The following is a 21,099-nucleotide window of genomic DNA, read 5'->3' as shown; positions in this document are numbered from 1 at the left end:
CGCAAACATAAGGCTTCAAAGCGATTTACCCAACGGAGCCTGACCTATGGCAGTTAAAGCAAAGCGTTTTCGTATCGGGGTGGAAGGTGCCACCACGGACGGGCGTGAAATTTCCCGCGAATGGCTGGAGCAGATGGCCGCCGCCTACAACCCGGCGGTTTACACCGCGACCATCAATCTGGAACACATCAAATCGTACTCGCCAGACAGCACCTTTAACCGTTACGGCACGGTAAGCGCGCTGGGCACCGAGGAGATCACCGACGGTCCGCTGGCCGGAAAGCTGGCGCTGTATGCCGACATCCTGCCGACGGATTCTCTTGTGGCGCTGGTAAAGCAGGGCCAGAAGCTTTTCACCTCCATGGAAGTCAGCACCAAGTTTGCCGACACCGGCAAAGCCTACCTGGTTGGCCTGGCTGCCACCGACGACCCGGCAAGTCTCGGCACCGAAATGTTGGCCTTCAGCGCCAGCGCGCAACACAACCCGCTGGCAAACCGCAAACAGCACCCGGAAAACCTGTTCACCGCCGCCACTGAAACTGCGATCGAGCTGGAAGAGGTGGAGGACAAGCCCGCGCTGTTTGCCCGCATCACCGCGCTGTTCAGCAAAAAGCAGCTGTCCGATGACGCGCGATTTTCTGACGTGCATCAGGCGGTTGAGCTGGTTGCTACCGAGCATCAGGAATTCAGCACCCGCACCGACAAGGCGCTGGACGAGCAGGCGGAGCGCCTGAGCAAGCTTGAATCCCTGCTGGAAACACAGGTGAACGATTTCACCGAACTAAAGCAACAGCTGGGCCGTGAAGACAGCCGTGCCGATTACCGCCAGCGCGCGCCGGGTGGCAATGCGCCAGCCGCGAACATGACCAACTGCTAAAGGAGCAGCATATCCAATGAAAAAGAATACCCGCTTTGCCTTCAACGCCTACCTGATGCAGCTGGCAAAACTCAACGGCGTGCCGGTTGAAGAGTTGTCCAGCAAGTTTAACGTTGAGCCATCAGTGGCGCAGACGCTGGAAGACACCATTCAGCAGTCGGCGGCCTTCCTGACGCTGGTCAACGTGATCGGCGTGCCTGAGCAATCCGGCCAACTGCTGGGGCTTGGCGTCGGCAGCACCATTGCTGGCACCACCGACACCACGGCTAAAGACCGTGAGCCAACCGATCCGACGGTCATGACGGATGTTGAATACCGTTGCGAGCAGACCAACTTTGACACAGCGCTGACCTACGCGAAGCTGGACCTGTGGGCGAAATTTCAGGACTTCCAGACACGCATCCGTGACGCCATCGTCAAGCGTCAGGCGCTGGACCGCATCATGATCGGCTTTAACGGTATTGCCCGCGCTAAAACATCCAACCGCACCGCCAACCCATTGCTGCAGGACGTGAATAAAGGCTGGCTGCAGAAGGTGCGTGAGGATGCGCCGGACAACGTGCTGGGCAGCGTCACCAAAGACGGCGAAACCACCGCCGAGCCGGTGAAAGTGGGTAACGGCGGCGCATATGCCAACCTCGACGCGCTGGTGATGGATGCGGTTAACGAGCTGATTGACCCGATTTTCCAGGATGACGACGAACTGGTGGTCATTTGTGGCCGCGAGCTGCTGGCGGACAAGTATTTCCCGCTGGTTAACAACGAGCAGGACAACACCAACAAGCTGGCCGCCGATCTCATCATCAGCCAGAAACGCATGGGCGGCCTGCAGGCGGTGCGCGCGCCGTACTTCCCGGCTAATGCGGTGCTGATCACCCGCCTCGATAACCTGTCGATTTATTGGCAGGAAGAATCCCGCCGCCGCTCACTCATCGACAACCCGAAACGTGACCGCATTGAAAACTTTGAATCGGTCAATGAGGCCTATGTGGTTGAGGACTACCGCTGCGCCGCGCTGGTTGAAAACATCACCATTGGTGACTTCTCAGCAAACGCTGGCGCGGGAGCGTAATCAATGAGCCTGAGTCCCGCACGGCAGCACCGCCAGCGCGTCCAGGCTGAACAGGCCGCCCGTCAGGGCGGCAGTGTTCGCCACGCCAGCGGCTATGAGCTGATGCTGATGCAGCTTGGCGAAGACCGCCGCCGCCTTAAGGGCATTCAGTCCACCGTGAAGAAGGCCGAAATCAAGGTGGAAGTCCTGCCGAAATACGTGCCGTGGGTGGATGGCGTGCTGGCCGCCGACGGCGCGCAGCAGGACGACGTGCTGATGTACGTAATGCTGTGGCGCATTGATGCCGGTGATTATGCCGGGGCGCTCAAGATTGGCCGCCACGCTACCCGCCACGGCTGGTCTATGCCGCAGGGCTTTAACCGCAACGTGCAGACGCTGCTGGCCGAGGAGATGGCTGACGCCGCAAAAAACGCCCTTGTGGCAAAAAACGACTTTGACCCCGGACTGCTGATGCAGACGCTCGACGTGATTGGCGATCTGGATATGCCCGATCAGTCGCGCGCCCGCCTGCATAAGTCGCTCGGCTGGGTGCTGCGTGAAAGCCAGCCGGTTTCCGCGCTGAACCATCTGCAGCAGGCCATGCAGCTCGACGAGCGCTGCGGGGTGAAAAAAGACATTGAGCAGCTGGAGCGGAAAATCCGCAACGCCAGCTGATAACCGGACGTGCCCACGCGCGGGGCGGCACGGGGTGGCGACAGGCAGCGCCGCATCAAAACCCCGTCCACCGCCCACCTATTCAGGAGAAATAAGGCATGCAGTTTGTAGCGCCGGAAAAGGCGACGGGAACGCCGGAAATTATTCCCAACAACTCATTCTGGCCGGACATCGATCTGGCAACGTTTCGCAGCGTGATGCGCGTTGACGGCACGGTGACGCCGCAGCGTCTGAAGCAGGTGGTGCTTACCGCGATGGCGGAAGTGAACGCGGAGCTGTACCCGTGGCGCGAACAGCAGGAGCTGCGCGGCTTTAACGGGCTGGCCGATGTACCGTCGGAGCAGCTGGCCGGGCGCAGCGTACGGCTGCATCACTATGAAAATGCGGTGTGGTGCTGGGCGCGCGCGGTGCTGAATGAGCGTTATCAGGACTTTGACGCCACCGCTGCCGCAGCGAAGCGCGGAGAAGAGCTGGAAGACGCCACCGGCGACCTGTGGCGCGACGCTCGCTGGGCCATCAGCCGCGTACAGAACGCGCCGCACTGCACCGTTGAGCTGATCTGATGAAGGTACGCGCGCAGCAGTACGACACGGTGGACGAAATCTGCTGGCGTCATTACGGGCGCACGCAGGGCATGACGGAGCAGGTGCTGCAGGCCAATCCGGGGCTGGCGGAGCACGGCCCCATTTTACCTCACGGGCTGGAGGTGGAGCTGCCGGACGTGACGACGGCGGCCACCGTGCAGGCCGTCCAGCTATGGGACTGAATCATGTGGGAAAGAATCCGCGCCGGGATCGTCTGGTTTATTGCTGTCGGTATGGCATGGCTGGGCGACATGTCGCTAAAAGACGTTTCAACCGTGGCCGGGGTATTAATCGGCCTGCTGATGGCAATCATCAGCTGGTACTACAAGCGCAAAACCTATCAGCTGCTGGCCGCCGGGCGCATCACGCGGGAGGAGTATGAATCTGCAAACCGTTAAGCGCTGCACCGTCGGCATGGTGCTGGCTATCGCCGCGACGATGCCGGGTTTCCAGCAGCTGCACACCTCCGTCGAGGGGCTGAAGCTGATCGCCGATTATGAGGGCTGCCGCCTGAAGCCGTACCTGTGCGACGCGGGAAAATGGACCGACGGCATTGGTAACACCGTTGGTGTGGTGCCAGGCCGGATCATCACCGAGCGGCAGGCGGCGGGGAATTTCATCACCAACGTGTTACGCGTTGAGGCGGCACTGGCGCGCTGCGCTGCGGTTTCTATGCCGCAGTCACTTTACGACGCGCTGGTGTCGCTGGCGTTTAACGTCGGCACCGGCAACGCCTGCGGCTCAACCATGGTGGCGCTTATCAAAAAGGGGCGCTGGCGCGATGCCTGCTATCAGCTGCCGCGCTGGGTGTACGTGAAGGGCATATTTAATCAGGGGCTGGATAACCGGCGACAGCGTGAGCTGGCATGGTGCTTAAAAGGAGTAACAGCATGATGCGCGCGCTGGCGGCGATAGTGCTCGTTCTGATTGCCGCGCTAGGCGTGCAGTCGTGGCGGCTCAGTACCGCCCACAACAAAATTGACGCGCAGGTGAAAGATTTAGCCGCGCAGGGCAAAAAGCTGTCGCAGAAAAACGGCCAGCTGATTGCCCTCAACATTCTGACTCAGACCAGCAGCCGGGCGCAGACGCAGCTTTACGCCGCCGCCGAGCAGAACGGCACGCTGTTGCGTGACCGGCAGCGCACCATTGAGGAACTCAAACGTGAAAATGACGAGCTTCGCCGCTGGGCTGATGCCCCTTTGCCTGATCCTGTTATCCGGCTGCGCCAGCGACCGGCCCTCACCGGAGGTCAGTCTTACCGTGAGTGGCTGTCCTCGAATCACCCCGTGCCGCCTGGACGAAGCCGCGCCACGCCGTAATGGCGACATGTTGGCGCTGCTGGACGACACCGAAGCCGCATGGGCGGCCTGCGCCGACAAGGTAGACACCATCATTAGCTGTCAGGATAAAGACGATGAACAAGCCGCAGTCCTTGCGAAACGCCCTGAATAAAGCCGTGCCTTACGTGGCCGACAACCCTGATCGCCTGCATCTGTTCGTGGACAATGGCGCGGTGGTTGCCACCTCCGCCACGTCGATTTCGTGGGAGTACCGTTACACCCTGAACGTGGTGGTGACGGACTTCACCGGCGACCAGAATCTGCTGATGGCGCCCGTTTTATTCTGGCTCGGCGTCAACCAGCCGGACGCGCTGCAGAACGCAACCGAGCGCGAGCGCCTTTTCACCTTTGAGGCGGACATTCTCGGCAATGATCGCTGCGACATCAGCATAAACCTGAAGCTGACGGAGCGAGTTATCGTGAAAGAAGTGGACGGCGTTATGTCGGTTGAGGCCGTGCCGGAGCTGGAAGCGCCGGATGATGCTGACGAAGGCTGGACGGTGCGCCGTGGCTGAGTTGCATGAGGTCGAGGAGTGGCTGGGTGCGCTGCTGTCGCAGCTTGAACCGGCCATGCGCACAAAGATGCTGCGTGAAGTGGCGCGCGACGTACGGCGCATCCAGCAGAATAACATCACGCTGCAGCGCAGCCCGGACGGCACGGCATGGGAACCGCGCCGCGTCACCGCGCGAACCAAGCCGGGGCGCATTCGCCGCAAGATGTTTGCGAAGCTGAAAACTGCTAAATATCTGAAGGCGAGGGCAAATGCTAATGAAGCTGTGATTGAGTTTTTGCCTGCGGTTCAGCGACTGGTTCGCGTGCACCACTACGGCTTGCGAGAGCGGATAAATAAGCAGGGTCTAGAAGTAAAATATGCATCCCGACCGCTTCTTGGCTTTAATTCAGAGGCTGAGCATAATGTTGAGGTTATCCTTTCTAATTGGCTATCTCAATAAGCACCTAATAAAAGGTGCTTTTATCCCCTCATTCTATTATGAAATTTCTTCGGGAACGTCCTTCGTCTGAGTATTTCCTATAGGTTTTGATTTAGAAATGGAGTCTTTGAATATTTCGGCTATTGATATTGATGCGCGAAATATTGCTACAAATGCAAGAGCAGAACTCATAGAGGTAAACATGATCGGGTTTTCTCTTGCCCATGAGGTAAGAAGTGCTGGTTGCTCAATACCATAAATTGTGTAGTCGACGAATAAGTATAGTCCATAACAAAAGGCACAGGCTGTCTCAAAGTTCCACAAAGCGTTAATGGTGTTTTTTAATGTGTCTGACCGTCCAATTCTAATTCGAACGCCAGACAGTAGTGTTAATAAAACAAACATAGCGATTGCAAGGTAAAACTCGTTTTTAAAATCATTGGGTGTGAGTTTAAATATAAATATCAGGCAAAAAACAATAAATCCTATGGTGACAATTAATCTGTTTGGCAAGTTGAAAATTAACCTCATGTTCCCTCTATAAGCGTTGTGCCATCTATCAAACATTCACATATAGATGCCATAGAGACATTTTCGACGCAAGCTAATCAAATGAATGCACAACTCACCGAAATCATGCGCCTCATCACCAACCTGATCCGCACCGGCACCGTGTCCGAGGTGGATCCGGATAAATGGCAATGCAGGGTAAAAACGGGCGACCTTGAAACCAACTGGATTAACTGGCTCACCTTCCGCGCCGGGAATACTCGCACATGGTGGCAACCCTCCATTGGCGAGCAGGTTGTGCTGCTGAGCCTCGGCGGCAATCTCGAAACTGCCTTCGCGCTGCCGGCCATTTATGCCGACGCCTTCCCGCCGCCCGATTATTCAGAGAACGGCAGCACCACCGTGTTCAACGACGGCGGCTGGTTCCAGTATGAGCCGGACACCGGCCAGCTGTTGATTAAGAACATCAAAAGCGTGCGCATTGAAGCCGCCGACGGCATTCAGCTGATCACTGACCAGCTGGGCGTTGATGCAAGTCAGATGCTCATCAATAGCGAAACCGTGATGAACGGCGCGGTGACGCAGGGCGGCGGCCCAATGAGTTCAAACGGCGTGATTGCTGACAAGCACGCACACGACAAAGTGAAAGCCGGTGGCGACATTTCAGGAGAACCAATGTGATGTATCTCGGCATGAACCGCGACACCGGAGCAGCCATCACCGACACCGAGCACATTCGCCAGAGCGTGCGCGACATCCTGATCACGCCGGAAGGCAGCCGTATCGGGCGACGGGAATACGGCTCGCTGCTATCGGTGCTGATTGACCAGCCGCAGAACGACGTAGTGCGCCTTCAGGTAATGGCGGCGGCGTACACGGCGCTGAGCCGCTGGGAACCGCGTATCCGCCTCAGTTCTTTAGGCATAACCAGCGCCTTTGATGGCTCCATGGTGGTTGAGCTGACCGGCCAGCGCGCCGACGGCTCACCGCTCGCAATGTCAGTGCCTACGGGGGTGAACAGTGGCAGTAATTGACCTTTCGCAGCTGCCCGCACCGGAAGTGATCGAGGTGCCGGACTTTGAAACGCTGCTGGCCGAACGTAAGGAGGCGCTGATTGCGCTCTATCCTGAGGACGAGCAGGCCGCCACCCGCCGCGTGCTGGCGCTTGAATCTGAGCCGATTGTGAAGTGCCTGCAGGAAAGCGTTTACCGGGAAATCCTGCTACGCCAGCGCATCAACGAGGCGGCGCAGGCGGTCATGGTGGCTTACGCGCTCGGCAGCGACCTCGACCAGCTGGCCGCGCGCAGTAACGTGCAGCGCCTGACCATCACCCCGGCCAACCCGGACGCCGTGCCGCCCGTTGAGGCGGTGATGGAATCGGACGACGCGCTGCGCGTGCGCGTGCCGGAAGCGTTTGAAGGCTTATCGGTTGCCGGTCCGACGGCGGCCTACGAGTTTCACGCCCGCAGCGCGGACGGGCGTGTGCAGGACGTGTCCGCCATCAGCCCGTCACCGGCGACGGTTCTTGTCACCGTGCTGAGCCGGGAAGGCAACGGCGCGGCAGACGCTGATTTACTGAGTACAGTGGACAAAGCGCTGAATGACGAAAGCGTGCGCCCGGTGGCAGACCGCGTATCCGTGCAGGCTGCAACCATCAACGACTACCGCGTGCAGGCGAAGCTGCACCTGTTCGACGGCGTGGCCGCCGCGCCCTGTCTTGAGGCCGCAAACGAGCGGCTTGCCGCCTACCTTATTGAGCAGAAAAAGCTGGGTCGCAGCGTGCGCCGCGAGTCTTATGGGGCGGTGCTGCGCGTGGCCGGTGTGGATTGGGTGGAAATCACTGAACCCGCCGCCGACATCATCATGGACCGCACGCAGGCGGGCAACTGCACCGGCACCGTCGTAACTGTGGCGGACGACGGGGTGGCGTCATGAGTAACAGCCTGCTGCCGCCCGGCTCATCCGCGCTGGAGCGCCGTCTGGCGCAGGCGTGCAGCGGGATTTCCGGGCTGAACGTGCCGCTGCGCGCCCTGTGGAACCCGGACACCTGCCCGGTGAACTTTCTGCCCTATCTTGCCTGGGCGTTTTCGGTGGACCGCTGGGACGAAAGCTGGCCGGAAAGCGTGAAGCGCAAGGTGGTGAAGGACGCGTTTTATATCCATCAGCACAAGGGCACCGTCAGCGCGATCCGGCGCGTGGTGGAGCCGCTGGGCTATCTCATCCGCGTGATTGAGTGGTGGAAAACCAATGATGCGCCGGGCACGTTCCGGCTGGACGTGGGCGTGCTGGATACCGGCATCACCGAGGAAATGTATCACGAGCTGGAACGCGTGATTGCGGACGCCAAGCCGTGCAGCCGCCATCTTATCGGGCTTTCAATCACCCTGGACGCAAACGGCACGGTGCCGGTGGCCGTTGCCAGCTACAGCGGCGACGAGCTGACCGTTTATCCCTATACCCCTGAACTTATCAGCGTCGGCGGGCCGGTGTATTCCGGCGCGACGGTGCATCTTATCGACCTGACGGAAGTGAGCGCATGACGACAAAATATTTTGCCCTGCTGACCAATCAGGGCGCGGCTAAGCTTGCCAATGCTGCCGCGCTCGGCACTAAAGTGAACATCACGCAGCTGGCCGTCGGCGACGGTGGCGGCACGCTGCCCACGCCTGACCCGGCGCAGACGAAACTCATCGGTGAGAAGCGCCGCGCGTCGCTAAACTCGCTGACGATTGACGCCGCCAACGGCAGCCAGATTATTGCCGAGCAGATTATCCCGGAGGGCGAGGGCGGCTTCTGGATCCGCGAGATTGGCCTGTTTGACGCCGACGGCGTGATGATTGCCGTGGCTAACTGCGCCGAAACCTACAAGCCGCAGCTTGCTGAGGGCAGCGGGCGCACGCAGACGGTGCGCATGATTATCATCGTGAACAGCACCAGCGCGGTAACGCTGAAAATCGACCCGTCGGTGGTGCTGGCAACGCGTAAGTATGTGGACGACGGCGTGATTGTGGCGAAGCAGTACGCCGATAATTTGCAGAAGCAGGCGAAGCAGTACGCGGAACAGCTGCAGGCCGAGGCAAAGCAGTATGCCGACACCCTGCTGGAGCAGGCGAAAAAGTACAGCGGCGACGCACTGAAGCAGCACACGGATGCCGCCAATCCACACACGCAATATCCTCTGACCAAAAACGCCCTGAAAGAGATGGCCGATGCCGGTCTGGTCGCCGAAGCGCTAAAAAATCTCGGTCTGGAAAAGTCATTTGTTGCAATTGGCTACGTGAAGCTGCCGGGCGGCCTGATTATTCAGTGGGGATCGGGCACTTACACCAAGCAGGCAATGACGACGGTAACGTTGCCGATTGAGTTTCCTAACGCAGGCTTTGTTGCCGTTGCTAACAAAGGTTCGTCGATTAACCTCGCGGGGGAATATTCGGTTGGCATACAGCTCAGAAATAAATCGACGATAGATATAACAAATACCGCAGCTGCGGGTTCAACCACGCAGGGTATTTTCTGGCTGGTTGTAGGGTACTAAAAATGAAGAAATATTCAGCTAATTCAAACGCCTTTTATGATTCTGAAATCAATACAGCCATTCCAGTTGATGCCATTACAATTACTGACGAAGAGTGGATGGACTTACTTAATGGTCAGTCAGCGGGCAGGCTTATCACGCCGGATATGGACGGCAAACCCATTCTTATCGAGCGGGTGCTTACCGATGAGGAAAAACTCGCGCAGCTGGACGCCATGAAGCTTGACCTGCGGGCGGTGGCCGATAAAGCCATCGCACCGCTACAGGATGCCGCCAGCCTCGGAATAGCGACGGACGATGAAAGCGCCAGCCTCAAAGCGTGGATGACGTACCGCGTCCTGCTTAACCGCGTTGACACGAATTCTGGCGAAGTGCTAAAGATTATCTGGCCTAAGCAGCCAGTATAATTATCAATCCTGTTTATTTATTTGATTTGGCTTTATAGAATCAAAAAAATTCCTCTTAGAATGGTTCTGAGAATCAATTTATGAATTCAGAAAATCAGTATCAAAAGTTATTAAGAAGTCGCGTTGCATCAGCCATTGCTCAGGCAAAAGCAGTAGCTACCTTGAGCCATCAGGGGGTTAAAGGTAATGTTTTGGAGATTTTGATTAGTCAGCTATTTGAACCACTATTACCTGCGGACGTAGGTATAGGTACAGGACAAATAATCGATTGCTTTGGTAATAAAATGTCTAACCAAGTAGATATCATAATTTACAATAAGGCAATACTCCCACCAATATTAATCGATGGTAAGCTTGGTGTTTTCCCAATTGAATCAGTGTTATATGCGATAGAGGTCAAAACAAATTTAACTGCAAAAGAATTAAGAGTTGCACATAATAGCGCTTTATTTTTAGAGGATAAATTAAGTTATCTTTATGGGATTAAAGATGAAGAAGGTAATGATAAAGAACATTCTATAGATAAAGTGCGCTCTGTTGTGTTTGCATTGAGTTCTGACTTAAGTGGAAAAAAAATCAATGAGGCGGAACGTTACAAAAAAATATATGGCAAAGGTAAAATTCCTGTAAGGTCTATTTGTGTTGCTGGTCGAGAGTATTGGTATGAAGATGACGGCAACTGGATCGGTTTCACGAGCACCCATGATTTTGATGAAATTCTAAGCTTTATTGGTGGGGTGACAAATACTTATAAATCAGTTGCTTTTAGTCGAGGGCAACCCTCTTTAGGGCAGTATATTGTTCCTAATGGTAATGAAATCACAGTAGTATCCTCATATGAACTCCCTACTCTAAAAATAACTTGCCAAGTGTGTGGGGAAAAGAAATTTTTCGTTCCTAACTTTGGCAGAAAAGATATGGTTCTTAATGGGAGGATCATTTCAAATCAAAAGTGTAAGGAGTGTGGTGGAGATATGTGTTCAGAAGATGCTAACTATGTTTTTAAGAAGGGGCGATTGCATGAAATTAATCCAAAGCAAAACATGTAATAATTAATAATTAACTCATGGATTGTCTGATAGATAGCACAACGCCAGCGTAATGCACTGATTAAAAATTTATCCAACCATAGCGGAACCCCTTCACAGGAGAACCGCCATATGGCACAGGATTATCACCACGGCGTGCGCGTTGAGGAAATCAACGAGGGCACCCGAACCATCACAACCATCAGCACGGCGATTGTCGGCATGGTCTGCACCGGCGACGACGCCGACGCGGCCACGTTCCCGCTTAATCGTCCGGTACTGCTGACCGACGTACTCACCGCGAGCGGTAAGGCTGGCGAGTCCGGCACGCTGGCGCGCTCGCTGGACGCCATCGCCGACCAGGCGAAACCCGTCACCGTCGTCGTGCGCGTGCCGCAGGGCGAAACCGAAGCTGAAACCACCGCCAACATCATCGGCGGCGTCAGCAACGGCCAGCGCACCGGCATGAAAGCGCTGCTGGCCGCGCAGGCGGTGTGCGGCGTGAAACCCCGCATTCTCGGCGTGCCCGGTCACGATACGCAGGCGGTGGCTACCGAGCTGCTGAGCGTGGCGCAGAGCCTGCGCGGCTTTTCCTACCTGTCGGCGTACGGCTGTCAGAGCGTGGAAGAGGCGATTGCCTACCGCGCGAACTTCAGCCAGCGCGAGGGCATGCTCATCTGGCCGGACTTCATCAACTTTGACACCGTGCTGAAGGCGGACGCGACCGCTTTCGCCACCGCCCGCGCGCTGGGCCTGCGCGCCAAAATCGACGAGCAAACCGGCTGGCATAAATCCCTGTCGAACGTCGGCGTGAACGGCGTGACCGGCATTTCCAAAGACGTGTTCTGGGACCTGCAGGATCCGGCCACCGATTCCGGCCTGCTGAACCAGAACGACATCACCACGCTGATTCGCAAAGACGGCTTCCGCTTCTGGGGTTCGCGCTGCCTGAGCGATGACCCGCTGTTTGCGTTTGAGTGCTACACCCGCACCGCGCAGGTGCTGGCCGACACCATGGCCGAGGCGCACATGTGGGCGGTGGACGGCGCGCTGAATCCGTCGCTGGCCCGCGACATTATCGAGGGCATTCGCGCCAAGCTGCGCAGCCTCGTGAGTCAGGGCTATCTCATCGGCGCGGACTGCTGGCTGGACGAGAGCGTGAACGACAAGGACACGCTTAAAGCGGGCAAGCTGCTCATCGACTACGACTACACGCCGGTGCCGCCGCTGGAAAACCTGCTGCTGCGCCAGCGCATTTCCGATCAGTATCTGGTCGATTTCGCCAGCCGCGTCAGCGCATAAGGAGACTGAATCATGGCATTACCTCGCAAGCTCAAGCACCTCAACCTGTTCAACGCAGGCGACAACTGGCAGGGGCTGATCGAGTCCGTGACGCTGCCGAAAGTCACCCGCAAGTTCGAGAAGTATCGCGGCGGCGGCATGGCCGGTGCGGTGGACATCGACATGGGCCTGGACGACGGCGCGCTGGATACGGAATTCACCTGCGGCGGCGTTGAGGCGAAGCTGTTCAAGCAGATGGGCACCCTGACCGTGGACGGCGTGCAGCTGCGCTTTACCGGCTCCATTCAGCGAGACGACACCGGCGAAGTGCAGGCGGTGGAGCTGGTCGTGCGTGGCCGTCACAAGGAGCTGGACTCCGGCGAGTGGAAGACCGGCGAATCCAGCACCACCAAGGTGTCCGGCACCAACAGCTACGCCAAGCTGACCATTAACGGCGAAGTGCTCTACGAGATTGACCTGGTGAACATGGTTCACATCGTTGATGGCGTTGATTTGATGGAAGCGCACCGTAACGCGCTGGGCCTGTAATCAATCAGTAGCAATAAACCGGCAGGAGAAACCCTGCCGCCTTTAACCCTTTTAGCGAGCCATAACCATGACTGACAAAACCACCGAAAAAACCGTTGAGCTGGACACCCCAATCCTGCGCGGCAAAACCGAGATTAAAAGCATCGTCGTGCGCAAGCCGCAGTCCGGCGCGCTGCGCGGCACCCGCCTGCAGGCGCTGATGGACATGGACGTAAACGCGATGATCACCGTGCTGCCGCGCGTCACCACCCCGGCGCTGACCACGCAGGAAATCACCGAGATGGACCCCGCCGATCTGGTGAGCCTGTCCGTTGAGGTGGTCACTTTTTTACTGAAGAAGTCGGTGCTGTCGGATTTAGCGACGGCCTGACGGTAGACGATCTGGTGGCGGACATTGCCACCGTCTTTCACTGGCCGCCGTCCGTTACCGAGTTCATGACGCTGACCGAGGTACTGGAGTGGCGGCATAAGGCGATAATGCGACAAGGGACCAGCGATGAGTGATAAAGACTTGCGCCTGCAGGTTGTTCTTAACGCGGTAGACAAACTGACCCGCCCCTTCCGTTCTGCAAAGGCCAGCACCCGCGAGCTGGCCGATTCCCTGCGCACCGCGCGCGCCAGCCTGAAGGACCTCGACGCGCAGGCCGCGCGCATCGACGGCTTCCGTAAAGCCCGCTCGCAGCTGGCTATTACCGCCAATAACCTCAAGGGCGCGCGCGAAGAGGCGGCGAAGCTGGCGACGCAGTTCAGCGCCACTAACCGGCCCACCGCCGCGCAGGCGAGGGTGCTGGAGCAGGCGAAGAACCGCGTGCGCGAGCTGCAGCAATCCTATAACGGCCTGTTGGGTTCGGTGCAGCGCCAGCGCGCCGCCCTCACTGAATCCGGCGTTGATACTAAAAAACTCAGTCAGGCACAGCGCGATCTGAAAAGCCGTGCGGACGAGACGCGCGCGGCGATTGACCGGCAGCAGAAGTCGCTGAAGCGGCTCGGCGAGCAGCAGGCCAAAATCAACGCGCTGCGGGAGCGCCACGCCCGCTCGCTTGAGGTGCGCGATAAAATTGCCGGTGCCGGTGCGGCGACCACCGTGGCCGGGCTGGCGATGGGCGCGCCGGTGCTGGCCGCCGTAAAATCCTCGGCGGACATGGAAGACGCCATGAAGGGCGTGGCGAAGCAGGTTAACGGCCTGCGCGACAACGACGGCAACCGCACGGCGCAGTTTTACGACATGCAGGCCGCTATTAAGGTCGCCAGCGAGCAGCTGCCGATGGACAACGGCGCGATTGACTACGCCGCACTGGTCGAAGGTGGTGCGCGCATGGGCGTGACCAACCAGAACGACTCCTACGAGGACCAGAAGCGCGACCTGCTGGCGTTTGCCACCACGGCGGCGAAGGCATCCACCGCGTTTGAGCTGCCCGCCGGTGAGCTGGCCGAGGGGCTGGGCAAGATTGCGCAGCTCTACAAAATCCCCACCCGCAACATCGAGCAGCTGGGCGACGCGCTGAACTACCTGGACGACAATGCGATGTCCAAGGGATCGGACATCATCGACGTGCTGCAGCGTATGGGCGGCGTGGCGGACAGGCTGGACTACCGCAAGGCGGCCGCGCTCGGCTCAACGTTCCTGAGCCTCGGCGCCACGTCGGAAACCGCCGCCAGCGCGGCGAACGCCATGGTGCGCGAACTCTCCGTTGCCACCATGCAGGGCAAGACGTTTATGGGCGGCATGGAGCTGCTGAAGCTGGACCCGAAAGCCATTGAAAAGCAGATGACTACCGATGCGATGGGCACCATCCAGCGCGTGCTGGAGAAGGTCAACAATCTGCCTGCTGACAAGCGCCTGACCGCGATGACCATGGTATTCGGCAAGGAGTTCGGCAAGGACGCGGCGAAGCTCGCCAACAACATGCCGGAGCTGCGACGCCAGCTGCAGCTGACGCAGGGCAACGCGGCCAATGGCTCCATGCAGAAAGAATCCGATATCAATAAGGATTCGCTGTCCGCGCAGTGGCTGCTGGTGAAAACCGGCGCGGCCAACACGCTGAGCAGCCTCGGCGATACGCTGCGCGCGCCGCTGATGGAAATCATGGACGCGGTGAAGCGCGTTACCGGCACCATGCGCCGCTGGGTGGAGTCCAATCCCGAGCTGGTCGGCAGGCTGATGAAGATCGCCGCCGTGGTGGCAACGGTAACGCTGGCGCTCGGCACGCTCGCCGTGGGCATGGCCGCCGTGCTCGGTCCGATCCTGATGCTGCGCTTCGGGTTAAGCATGCTCGGCCTGAAAGGGCTGGCGAAGCTCTCGCCGCTGCTGGGCGGGCTGGGCAAGGCATTCTCAAAACTTGCGCCCGGTCTGGCGTCGTCCGGCGACGGCATCAAAAAGCTGTTCTCACTGTTTAGCGGCGGCGAGGCCGGGGAGTCGGTGAACTGGCTGGAGAAAATCCGCGACGCGCTGGCGTCCCTGCGCGGCGGTGATGATGACGAAGAGGGTGGCGGCATTCTCAACGCCTTCCGCGAGGGCGCGCTGGAGAAAATCAATGAGAAGGCGCAGGACGCCGGGCAGACGCTGGTTGCGTCCTTCCGTAACCCGATGGCCGGTGTGCGGGCGCTGGGCGCGCAGGTGCGCGGTCTGGCCGGTGCCGCCCTTGCGCCGCTGGCTGCGTCGGTGCGCGGTGCCGGTGGTGCGCTGATGTGGCTGGTGAAGTCGCCGCTGGCGCTGCTGCGCACGGTGCTGACCGGCGTAATCTGGGCGCTCGGTGCGCTGCTGAGTCCCGTCGGGCTGGCCGTAGCCGCACTTGCGGGTGTGGCGCTGGTTATCTGGAAATACTGGGCGCCAATTAAAGCGTATTTAGGCGGCGTGGTGGACGGCTTCCGGGCCGCCGCCGGTCCCATCAGCGAGGCGTTTTCACCGCTGCAGCCGGTGTTCCAGTGGATTGGTGACAAAGTGCAGGCGATGTTCGGCTGGTTTAAAGACCTGCTGTCGCCGGTGCAGTCCACGGCGGCCGAGCTGGACAGCGCCGCCGCGAAGGGTAAAGCATTCGGGCAGGCGCTGGCCGACGGGCTGAACATGGTCATGCATCCGCTGGACAGCCTGAAGGCCGGGATCGGCGAGCTGCTGGATAAGTTCGGCCTCGTCAGCAAGGCGTCGGCTAACACGAAGCTGCCGCAGGCACCGCAGGCCGCCAGCGTCAGTGGTGGCGGGGTTAAGCTGCCAGCGGGCGGCTTCCCGGCGTTTGCGGGCATGTACGACACCGGCGGCAATATCCCGGCGGGCCAGTTTGGCGTCGTGGGTGAGAACGGCCCGGAAATCGTCGGCGGACCGGTGAGCGTGACGAGCCGGAAACGCACCGCGCAGCTGGCGGCCATGGCGGCCATGACGCTTGGCATGGCGGCCGGAACGGCGGAGGCGAAGCCGCTGCACCCGTTGAGCCTGCCCGCGCAGAGCTACCGGCAGGACGCGCCGCGCCAGCAGTCCGCAGCAGCTACCGCACCCGTAAGCATTCACGCGCCGATCACCATCGTGCAGCAGCCGGGCCAGAGCGCGCAGGACGTGGTGGATGAGGTGATGCGCAGGCTGGAGGCGAAAGAGCGGCAGGCGCAGTCCCGCGCCCGCAGCAGTTACCGAGACCGTGGAGGATTTGAATCATGATGATGACGCTGGGCCTGTTTGTTTTCATGCTCAAGACGGTGCCGTATCAGGAATTGCAGCTGCAGCGCAGCTGGCGCTTCCCGTCGAACAGCCGCGTGGGCGTGCGTCCCGCGCTGCAGTTCCTCGGCCCGGATAACGACACGATCACGCTGTCGGGCGTGCTGCTGCCGGAAATCACCGGCGGCAGGCTGTCGCTGTTCGCGCTGGAGCAGATTGCCGAGCTGGGCCGCGCGTGGCCGCTGATTGAGGGCAGCGGCACGATTTACGGCATGTTCGTGATCGAGAGCCTAAGCCAGACTAAGGCGGAATTTTTCAGCAACGGTGTGTGCCGGCGCATTGAGTTCACGCTGACGCTGAAGCGCACCGACGAATCGCTGGGTGAGATGTTCGGCAGCCTCAGCGATCAGCTGTCGGCCATGCAGGGCGCGGCCACCGACGCCGCCGGTAAAGTGGGCGCCGCAGTGGGCGGGCTGTTCTCATGATGGCGGGCAGCTGGATTAACGACCAGGCGAACGCGCCCGCCTTTCGCCTGAAGCTTGCCGGGGCGGACGTCACGCAGAAGATAGAGCAGCGGCTTATCAGCCTGACGCTCACCGATAACCGCGGCTTTGAGGCGGACCAGCTGGACATCGAGCTGGACGACGCGGACGGGCAGCTGCTGATGCCGCGCCGGGGCGTTGAGCTGTCGCTGGCGCTCGGCTGGAAAGGTGAGGCGCTTTTCCCGAAAGGCACCTACACCGTGGACGAAATCGAGCACAGCGGCACGCCGGACCGGCTGACCCTGCGCGCGCGCAGCGCGGACTTCCGCCAGACGCTCAACACGAAGCGCGAAAAGTCGTGGCACCAGACCAGCGTCGGCGAGGTGGTGAAAGAGATTGCCGGGCGGCACAAGCTTAAAACGGCGATGGGCGACGATGTGGCGAAGATGGCCGTGGACCATATCGACCAGACCAACGAGTCAGACGCCAGCTTCCTGATGCGGCTGGCGAAACAGTGCGGCGCGGTGGCCTGCATCAAGAACGGCAACCTGCTGTTTATCCGGCAGGGACAGGGGAAAACGGCCAGCGGCAAAGTGCTGCCCGCCATCACCCTCGTGCGCAAGGACGGCGACGGCCATCGCTTTACGCTGGCTGACCGCGACGCCTACACCGGCGTGATCGCAAGCTGGCTGCACACCCGTGAGCCGGAGAAAAAGCCGGAAGCCACGGTGAAGCGTAAACGCCGCAAGCCCGCCGCGCAGAAGAAGGAGCCGGAGGCGAAGCAGGGCGACTACCTGATCGGCACGGATGAAAACGTGCTGGTACTGAGCCGCACCTATGCGAACCGGGCCAACGCCGAGCGCGCCGCAAAAATGCAGTGGGAAAGGCTACAGCGCGGGGTGGCTACGTTCTCTATTCAGCTGGCGCGTGGTCGCGCAGATCTCTACACGGAAATGCCTGTAAAGGTGAGCGGGTTTAAACAGCAGATTGATGCCGGGGAATGGATTATCACAACGCTGACGCACAGCCTGAGCGCGGAAAACGGTTATGCGACAAGTATTGAACTTGAAGTGAAAATAGATTCACTTGAAATGGAATAGTGCTATCTCAAAATGGTTAAATTGAGTAATATTAATCTCAATTGGGTTTTGGAGAAGACATTATGATGAATTGCCCTTTGTGCGGGAATGCCGCACATACCCGCAGCAGCTTTCAGGTATCAGCAACAACTAAAGAACGATATAACCAGTGCCAGAACATCAATTGCAGCTGTACGTTTAAATCTCATGAAACGGTTTCTGAGATCATTATGAAGCCTGGTAGTGTTAAACCCGTGCCTCCGCATCCGGGAAGAAACCAGCAGCAAAAATTATGGTTTTAAATATTGCGATTTATTTATTGCCCGTTAGGCTTTGACTGTTTGAATATTATGGTTTTAGTATTCATTAGTTAATGCATAATTATTTAACCTTAAAAAATGAATGGGCGATTTATGATAATTTAATTGAAGGGGGGAGTAAACGAATAGTATTGAAGATGTGATTTTAATTTATTTTTATAGCTATCCTTCAGGAGTTATTGTTAGTAATGTATTCTGAAGGATAGGGTTAAAGAAGATGTAAATTTAATCAACGACTTAGTTTTAATTACTATGAGCTAACCCTATTTTTGAGGAACTCATTACCAAGAGCCTCGTAAACTTCATCAACCATATCACACATAGCTATTACAATTTCATTCCATTGCTCCGTTGATCTAGTCTCAGCTTTCATTGCGGGACGAAAATGGACATGAGAATTTCTGAGTTTATAAATGTGGGCTGCACATTTACTTGCAGAATACTCCATTCCGCTTTGTGTATCAGGATTAAAAGCAGATATTACCTTTGAGCGAGTTGCCTCATTTGAACTGGATAATATACTTGCTAATGCATCCTGCTCCTTAGGCCTCCATGATAATTGATCTTCAAGCAAATATGCTAGTTCCGCAAGAGCGCCATTGTATGGTAATTTTTCAACCAAACTTTTTAATTTTATAACTGTGTATAATTGCTCTAGGCATCGATAAAGGTCTAGAAATAATGATGGCCAGTTGTAAGATAAAATACCTTGTAAAGGTAAATTAAATGGTATGGTTTCATCACCAGCTTCGAAAAATGTAATAAGTCTAGAACGCAAATTATAGTTAATTTCTAATGGATGACTTAAATATTGTGACGCAATATACGCTCCTGCCACACGATCTAAGTTATTTAAGTAAGTTGAACTGGCATCTATGTTTGCTTTTGCAAAATATAATTTCTGGAAGAGATCCTCTATTTGTTCAAGCGCATGCCCGGAATATTCATCAACCCCTCTATATTGCTGCTCTAATGCGTCTCTAGCTTGGGATGCTGTGGCAAAAGATTTCAATTGTGCACAGTAGATGACACATGCGAATAATCCCGGAGTGGACTCAATTTCTTCTAGATTGGCCGGAAGGTTAACAGCTTCACCTAATCCACTGAAACAAAAGTAATTTTCATTTTCATATTTGATAGTTGCTACAAGTTTATTAACACCTAATAAAATAAATTTGACCTCAGCATCACTCATAATATCAATATCCGCTTGGTCTTTACGAACCAGCCATCTTGCGTGATCATCGGATGTATACATTGGATCCTGTAAAGATGCGGATTCATGTATTTTATCAAAAATATATTTTGACATTTCAATTCTTTGTCTAGACATATCAAGCTCGCCAGCATGGTTCCATATTTGGTACGTTAAAGTTTTCTTCAATTAGCACACGGAATGCGGACTCAAAGAAAGAACGTTCCCATCTACCCACAGCAGAACTCGGTCTACGTGATAGTTTCTCAGCTAAAACATCTAATAGTAAAAAGCTCTCTAATTCTTGTACCTCTAATGAATTTATCCTTTGAACTAATTCACTACAAGAGTTCTCTAAAGAGGTGCATCTCTCTTCACTAATATCTTCTTCTTTATCCATTCCTACTCTGCCAAGAATACTAACGGCACAAGCTACTATGAAACCCACTCGTGCAGCTTGAGTATCAAATATATTCCTTCCCCTGACCAGTTTTCTCGATTTTATTCCGACTTCTAAACTATCAGAGCTATCAGAAGGATCTGCGGTATCTTCATTGACAACTTCATTATACCTTGATATAGCAATGTCGAAGTTTACTAACATTTGTACTACTCTATAGAAATAATGATCATACTTTTTATTTGTTAGTGCTTCTGCAATATCCAGCCTTGAGAACTCATCAGCCAAACTCTCTTGGGTATCTACCTCGGTTCGGCGTAAACCAAAAGCTATATAAGACTCAATCAATGAATCCGTTTTGAACTCCCCGCCTTTCCATCGTCTATCAGAACCAGACAGGAGTCTATGAAATCTAACTTTTTCTCTGATTGTTTTTACTAATGGAGCGTAAACTACTTCAAGTTGTTGTTTAAGATTCCAAGGCACCTGTCCCGTATTAAGAACGAGCATTCGATATATTAAACTTTCAGTACCTTTAGCAATCCATGCTTCAACTCTTATTAGGTGGTCCCCAACCTCGCCGTCCAAAGCTAATGCTTCTTTAAGAGCAGTTGTACGTTGCATTCCATCAATAATAGACAAATCTTCGTAGTATTTCTTAAGTAACTCCTTTACTTGATCGGCTTGTGAAATACTCGCGATTCTTGTCCAGTCTTCGTCATCAGCAACTATGCCAATTACCAACGGAGGGATGACCGCACCTCTTCTTAAGTCTTCGACAAGCCTGCTACGGATCCGTTTAGCTGTAGTGGTTTTCAAAGCATCACGTTGATGTTTTATCCCACCTCTTTCCTTGTAAGCTTTCTCAGCAAGTTCAAGATAATCTTTTACATCGAATTCAACTAAGGCAGACCAACAGTCAACCCTTGTATCCTGTATTTTGCTTATATAATTTTGTTCTGACATTTCTTGCTCCAAGTCCTTTGAACAGTATGAAGGATAACCAATTATTCATTCCTATTTTTAACTGATCTAGTCACCTTTTGAAAACAAAAACTTTAGTTTACAAGCGAATTTATCTTTAAAAGAGCTTTAATAAACCTAATTTGTATCAATGATCTCAATGACAAATGTTGTATTCCTCAAATTGAACTGATCTTTCTAACTACAACATTCCTCATTAGCATTGGTCTATCTATAGCTGATGATA

At 55.9% G+C, this 21,099-nt stretch carries 28 protein-coding genes; 26 read left to right on the top strand and 2 right to left on the bottom strand.

The window, feature by feature from the left end; translation table 11 throughout:
• Window positions 1-46: 46 nt before the first annotated feature.
• The 26 genes from NR302_RS16555 (at window position 47) to NR302_RS16430 (ending at window position 18,276) form a co-directional block, all read left to right on the top strand.
• Complete coding sequence (locus tag NR302_RS16555) at window positions 47-877, top strand: GPO family capsid scaffolding protein (RefSeq protein WP_258143983.1); 831 nt, start codon at window positions 47-49, stop codon at window positions 875-877.
• Between the two features lie 16 nt (window positions 878-893).
• Window positions 894-1,949, top strand: coding sequence for a phage major capsid protein, P2 family (locus tag NR302_RS16550; protein WP_258143982.1), 1,056 nt, complete (start codon window positions 894-896; stop codon window positions 1,947-1,949).
• Between the two features lie 3 nt (window positions 1,950-1,952).
• A complete protein-coding gene (locus NR302_RS16545; protein ID WP_258143981.1) occupies window positions 1,953-2,603 on the top strand; it encodes a terminase endonuclease subunit in 651 nt (216 codons plus the stop codon).
• A 98-nt stretch (window positions 2,604-2,701) separates the two neighbouring features.
• Window positions 2,702-3,166 (top strand): head completion/stabilization protein, encoded by a 465-nt coding sequence (locus NR302_RS16540; protein WP_258143980.1) that lies wholly within the window; start codon window positions 2,702-2,704, stop codon window positions 3,164-3,166.
• Window positions 3,166-3,369 (top strand): tail protein X, encoded by a 204-nt coding sequence (locus NR302_RS16535; protein WP_258143979.1) that lies wholly within the window; start codon window positions 3,166-3,168, stop codon window positions 3,367-3,369. The genes NR302_RS16540 and NR302_RS16535 overlap by 1 nt, the downstream gene beginning before the upstream one ends.
• Before the next feature lie 3 nt (window positions 3,370-3,372).
• Window positions 3,373-3,585 (top strand): HP1 family phage holin, encoded by a 213-nt coding sequence (locus tag NR302_RS16530; RefSeq protein ID WP_009127601.1) that lies wholly within the window; start codon window positions 3,373-3,375, stop codon window positions 3,583-3,585.
• A complete protein-coding gene (locus tag NR302_RS16525) occupies window positions 3,566-4,081 on the top strand; it encodes a lysozyme (RefSeq protein ID WP_061720351.1) in 516 nt (171 codons plus the stop codon). The genes NR302_RS16530 and NR302_RS16525 overlap by 20 nt, the downstream gene beginning before the upstream one ends.
• The gene (lysB, locus tag NR302_RS16520) at window positions 4,078-4,506 is read left to right on the top strand and encodes an Rz-like lysis system protein LysB (protein WP_258143978.1); all 429 of its coding nucleotides are present in this window, start codon (window positions 4,078-4,080) and stop codon (window positions 4,504-4,506) included. The genes NR302_RS16525 and lysB overlap by 4 nt, the downstream gene beginning before the upstream one ends.
• Complete coding sequence (lysC, locus tag NR302_RS16515) at window positions 4,391-4,639, top strand: Rz1-like lysis system protein LysC (protein ID WP_258145212.1); 249 nt, start codon at window positions 4,391-4,393, stop codon at window positions 4,637-4,639. Before lysB ends, lysC begins: the two co-directional genes overlap by 116 nt.
• Window positions 4,602-5,042: a phage tail protein gene (locus tag NR302_RS16510; RefSeq protein WP_258143977.1), complete on the top strand. Its 441-nt coding sequence runs from the start codon at window positions 4,602-4,604 to the stop codon at window positions 5,040-5,042. The genes lysC and NR302_RS16510 overlap by 38 nt, the downstream gene beginning before the upstream one ends.
• On the top strand, window positions 5,035-5,481 hold the full coding sequence (locus NR302_RS16505; protein WP_258145211.1) for a phage virion morphogenesis protein: 447 nt from the start codon (window positions 5,035-5,037) through the stop codon (window positions 5,479-5,481). The genes NR302_RS16510 and NR302_RS16505 overlap by 8 nt, the downstream gene beginning before the upstream one ends.
• Before the next feature lie 591 nt (window positions 5,482-6,072).
• Window positions 6,073-6,651, top strand: a complete 579-nt coding sequence (locus NR302_RS16500) for a phage baseplate assembly protein V (protein ID WP_258143976.1) — start codon at window positions 6,073-6,075, stop codon at window positions 6,649-6,651.
• Window positions 6,651-7,004, top strand: coding sequence for a GPW/gp25 family protein (locus tag NR302_RS16495; protein ID WP_258145210.1), 354 nt, complete (start codon window positions 6,651-6,653; stop codon window positions 7,002-7,004). Before NR302_RS16500 ends, NR302_RS16495 begins: the two co-directional genes overlap by 1 nt.
• The gene (locus NR302_RS16490; RefSeq protein ID WP_258143975.1) at window positions 6,991-7,905 is read left to right on the top strand and encodes a baseplate J/gp47 family protein; all 915 of its coding nucleotides are present in this window, start codon (window positions 6,991-6,993) and stop codon (window positions 7,903-7,905) included. Before NR302_RS16495 ends, NR302_RS16490 begins: the two co-directional genes overlap by 14 nt.
• Window positions 7,902-8,510, top strand: coding sequence for a phage tail protein I (locus NR302_RS16485; RefSeq protein ID WP_258143974.1), 609 nt, complete (start codon window positions 7,902-7,904; stop codon window positions 8,508-8,510). The genes NR302_RS16490 and NR302_RS16485 overlap by 4 nt, the downstream gene beginning before the upstream one ends.
• Window positions 8,507-9,505, top strand: a complete 999-nt coding sequence (locus NR302_RS16480; protein WP_258143973.1) for a phage tail protein — start codon at window positions 8,507-8,509, stop codon at window positions 9,503-9,505. Before NR302_RS16485 ends, NR302_RS16480 begins: the two co-directional genes overlap by 4 nt.
• 2 nt (window positions 9,506-9,507) lie before the next feature.
• A complete protein-coding gene (locus NR302_RS16475; protein ID WP_258143972.1) occupies window positions 9,508-9,912 on the top strand; it encodes a tail fiber assembly protein in 405 nt (134 codons plus the stop codon).
• A gap of 80 nt (window positions 9,913-9,992) precedes the next feature.
• The gene (locus tag NR302_RS16470) at window positions 9,993-10,961 is read left to right on the top strand and encodes a DUF6602 domain-containing protein (RefSeq protein ID WP_258143971.1); all 969 of its coding nucleotides are present in this window, start codon (window positions 9,993-9,995) and stop codon (window positions 10,959-10,961) included.
• A 111-nt stretch (window positions 10,962-11,072) separates the two neighbouring features.
• Entirely contained in the window at window positions 11,073-12,242 is a 1,170-nt protein-coding gene (locus tag NR302_RS16465) for a phage tail sheath protein (protein ID WP_258143970.1), read from the top strand.
• A gap of 12 nt (window positions 12,243-12,254) precedes the next feature.
• Window positions 12,255-12,770 (top strand): phage major tail tube protein, encoded by a 516-nt coding sequence (locus NR302_RS16460; RefSeq protein WP_258143969.1) that lies wholly within the window; start codon window positions 12,255-12,257, stop codon window positions 12,768-12,770.
• A 67-nt stretch (window positions 12,771-12,837) separates the two neighbouring features.
• Complete coding sequence (locus NR302_RS16455) at window positions 12,838-13,140, top strand: phage tail assembly protein (RefSeq protein WP_179452110.1); 303 nt, start codon at window positions 12,838-12,840, stop codon at window positions 13,138-13,140.
• Between the two features lie 14 nt (window positions 13,141-13,154).
• A complete protein-coding gene (locus tag NR302_RS16450) occupies window positions 13,155-13,274 on the top strand; it encodes a GpE family phage tail protein (RefSeq protein WP_258143968.1) in 120 nt (39 codons plus the stop codon).
• A complete protein-coding gene (locus tag NR302_RS16445) occupies window positions 13,267-16,416 on the top strand; it encodes a phage tail tape measure protein (protein ID WP_258143967.1) in 3,150 nt (1,049 codons plus the stop codon). Before NR302_RS16450 ends, NR302_RS16445 begins: the two co-directional genes overlap by 8 nt.
• The gene (locus NR302_RS16440; RefSeq protein ID WP_049850603.1) at window positions 16,413-16,898 is read left to right on the top strand and encodes a phage tail protein; all 486 of its coding nucleotides are present in this window, start codon (window positions 16,413-16,415) and stop codon (window positions 16,896-16,898) included. Before NR302_RS16445 ends, NR302_RS16440 begins: the two co-directional genes overlap by 4 nt.
• Entirely contained in the window at window positions 16,895-17,995 is a 1,101-nt protein-coding gene (locus tag NR302_RS16435; RefSeq protein ID WP_258143966.1) for a phage late control D family protein, read from the top strand. The genes NR302_RS16440 and NR302_RS16435 overlap by 4 nt, the downstream gene beginning before the upstream one ends.
• Window positions 17,996-18,057: 62 nt before the next feature.
• Window positions 18,058-18,276 (top strand): ogr/Delta-like zinc finger family protein, encoded by a 219-nt coding sequence (locus NR302_RS16430; RefSeq protein WP_258143965.1) that lies wholly within the window; start codon window positions 18,058-18,060, stop codon window positions 18,274-18,276.
• A gap of 268 nt (window positions 18,277-18,544) precedes the next feature.
• Here the strand turns inward: NR302_RS16430 and NR302_RS16425 are convergent, their stop codons facing one another.
• Entirely contained in the window at window positions 18,545-19,606 is a 1,062-nt protein-coding gene (locus tag NR302_RS16425; RefSeq protein WP_258143964.1) for a hypothetical protein, read from the bottom strand.
• Window positions 19,607-19,628: 22 nt separating this feature from the next.
• The gene (locus tag NR302_RS16420) at window positions 19,629-20,855 is read right to left on the bottom strand and encodes a hypothetical protein (protein ID WP_258143963.1); all 1,227 of its coding nucleotides are present in this window, start codon (window positions 20,853-20,855) and stop codon (window positions 19,629-19,631) included.
• Window positions 20,856-21,099 lie beyond the last annotated feature (244 nt).

This window comes from Pantoea sp. SOD02 (genome assembly GCF_024707505.1).
Lineage (GTDB): Bacteria > Pseudomonadota > Gammaproteobacteria > Enterobacterales > Enterobacteriaceae > Pantoea > Pantoea symbiotica.
The sequence above is the reverse complement of the archived record's forward strand: the minus strand, read 5'-3'. Positions and strand labels throughout refer to the sequence as shown.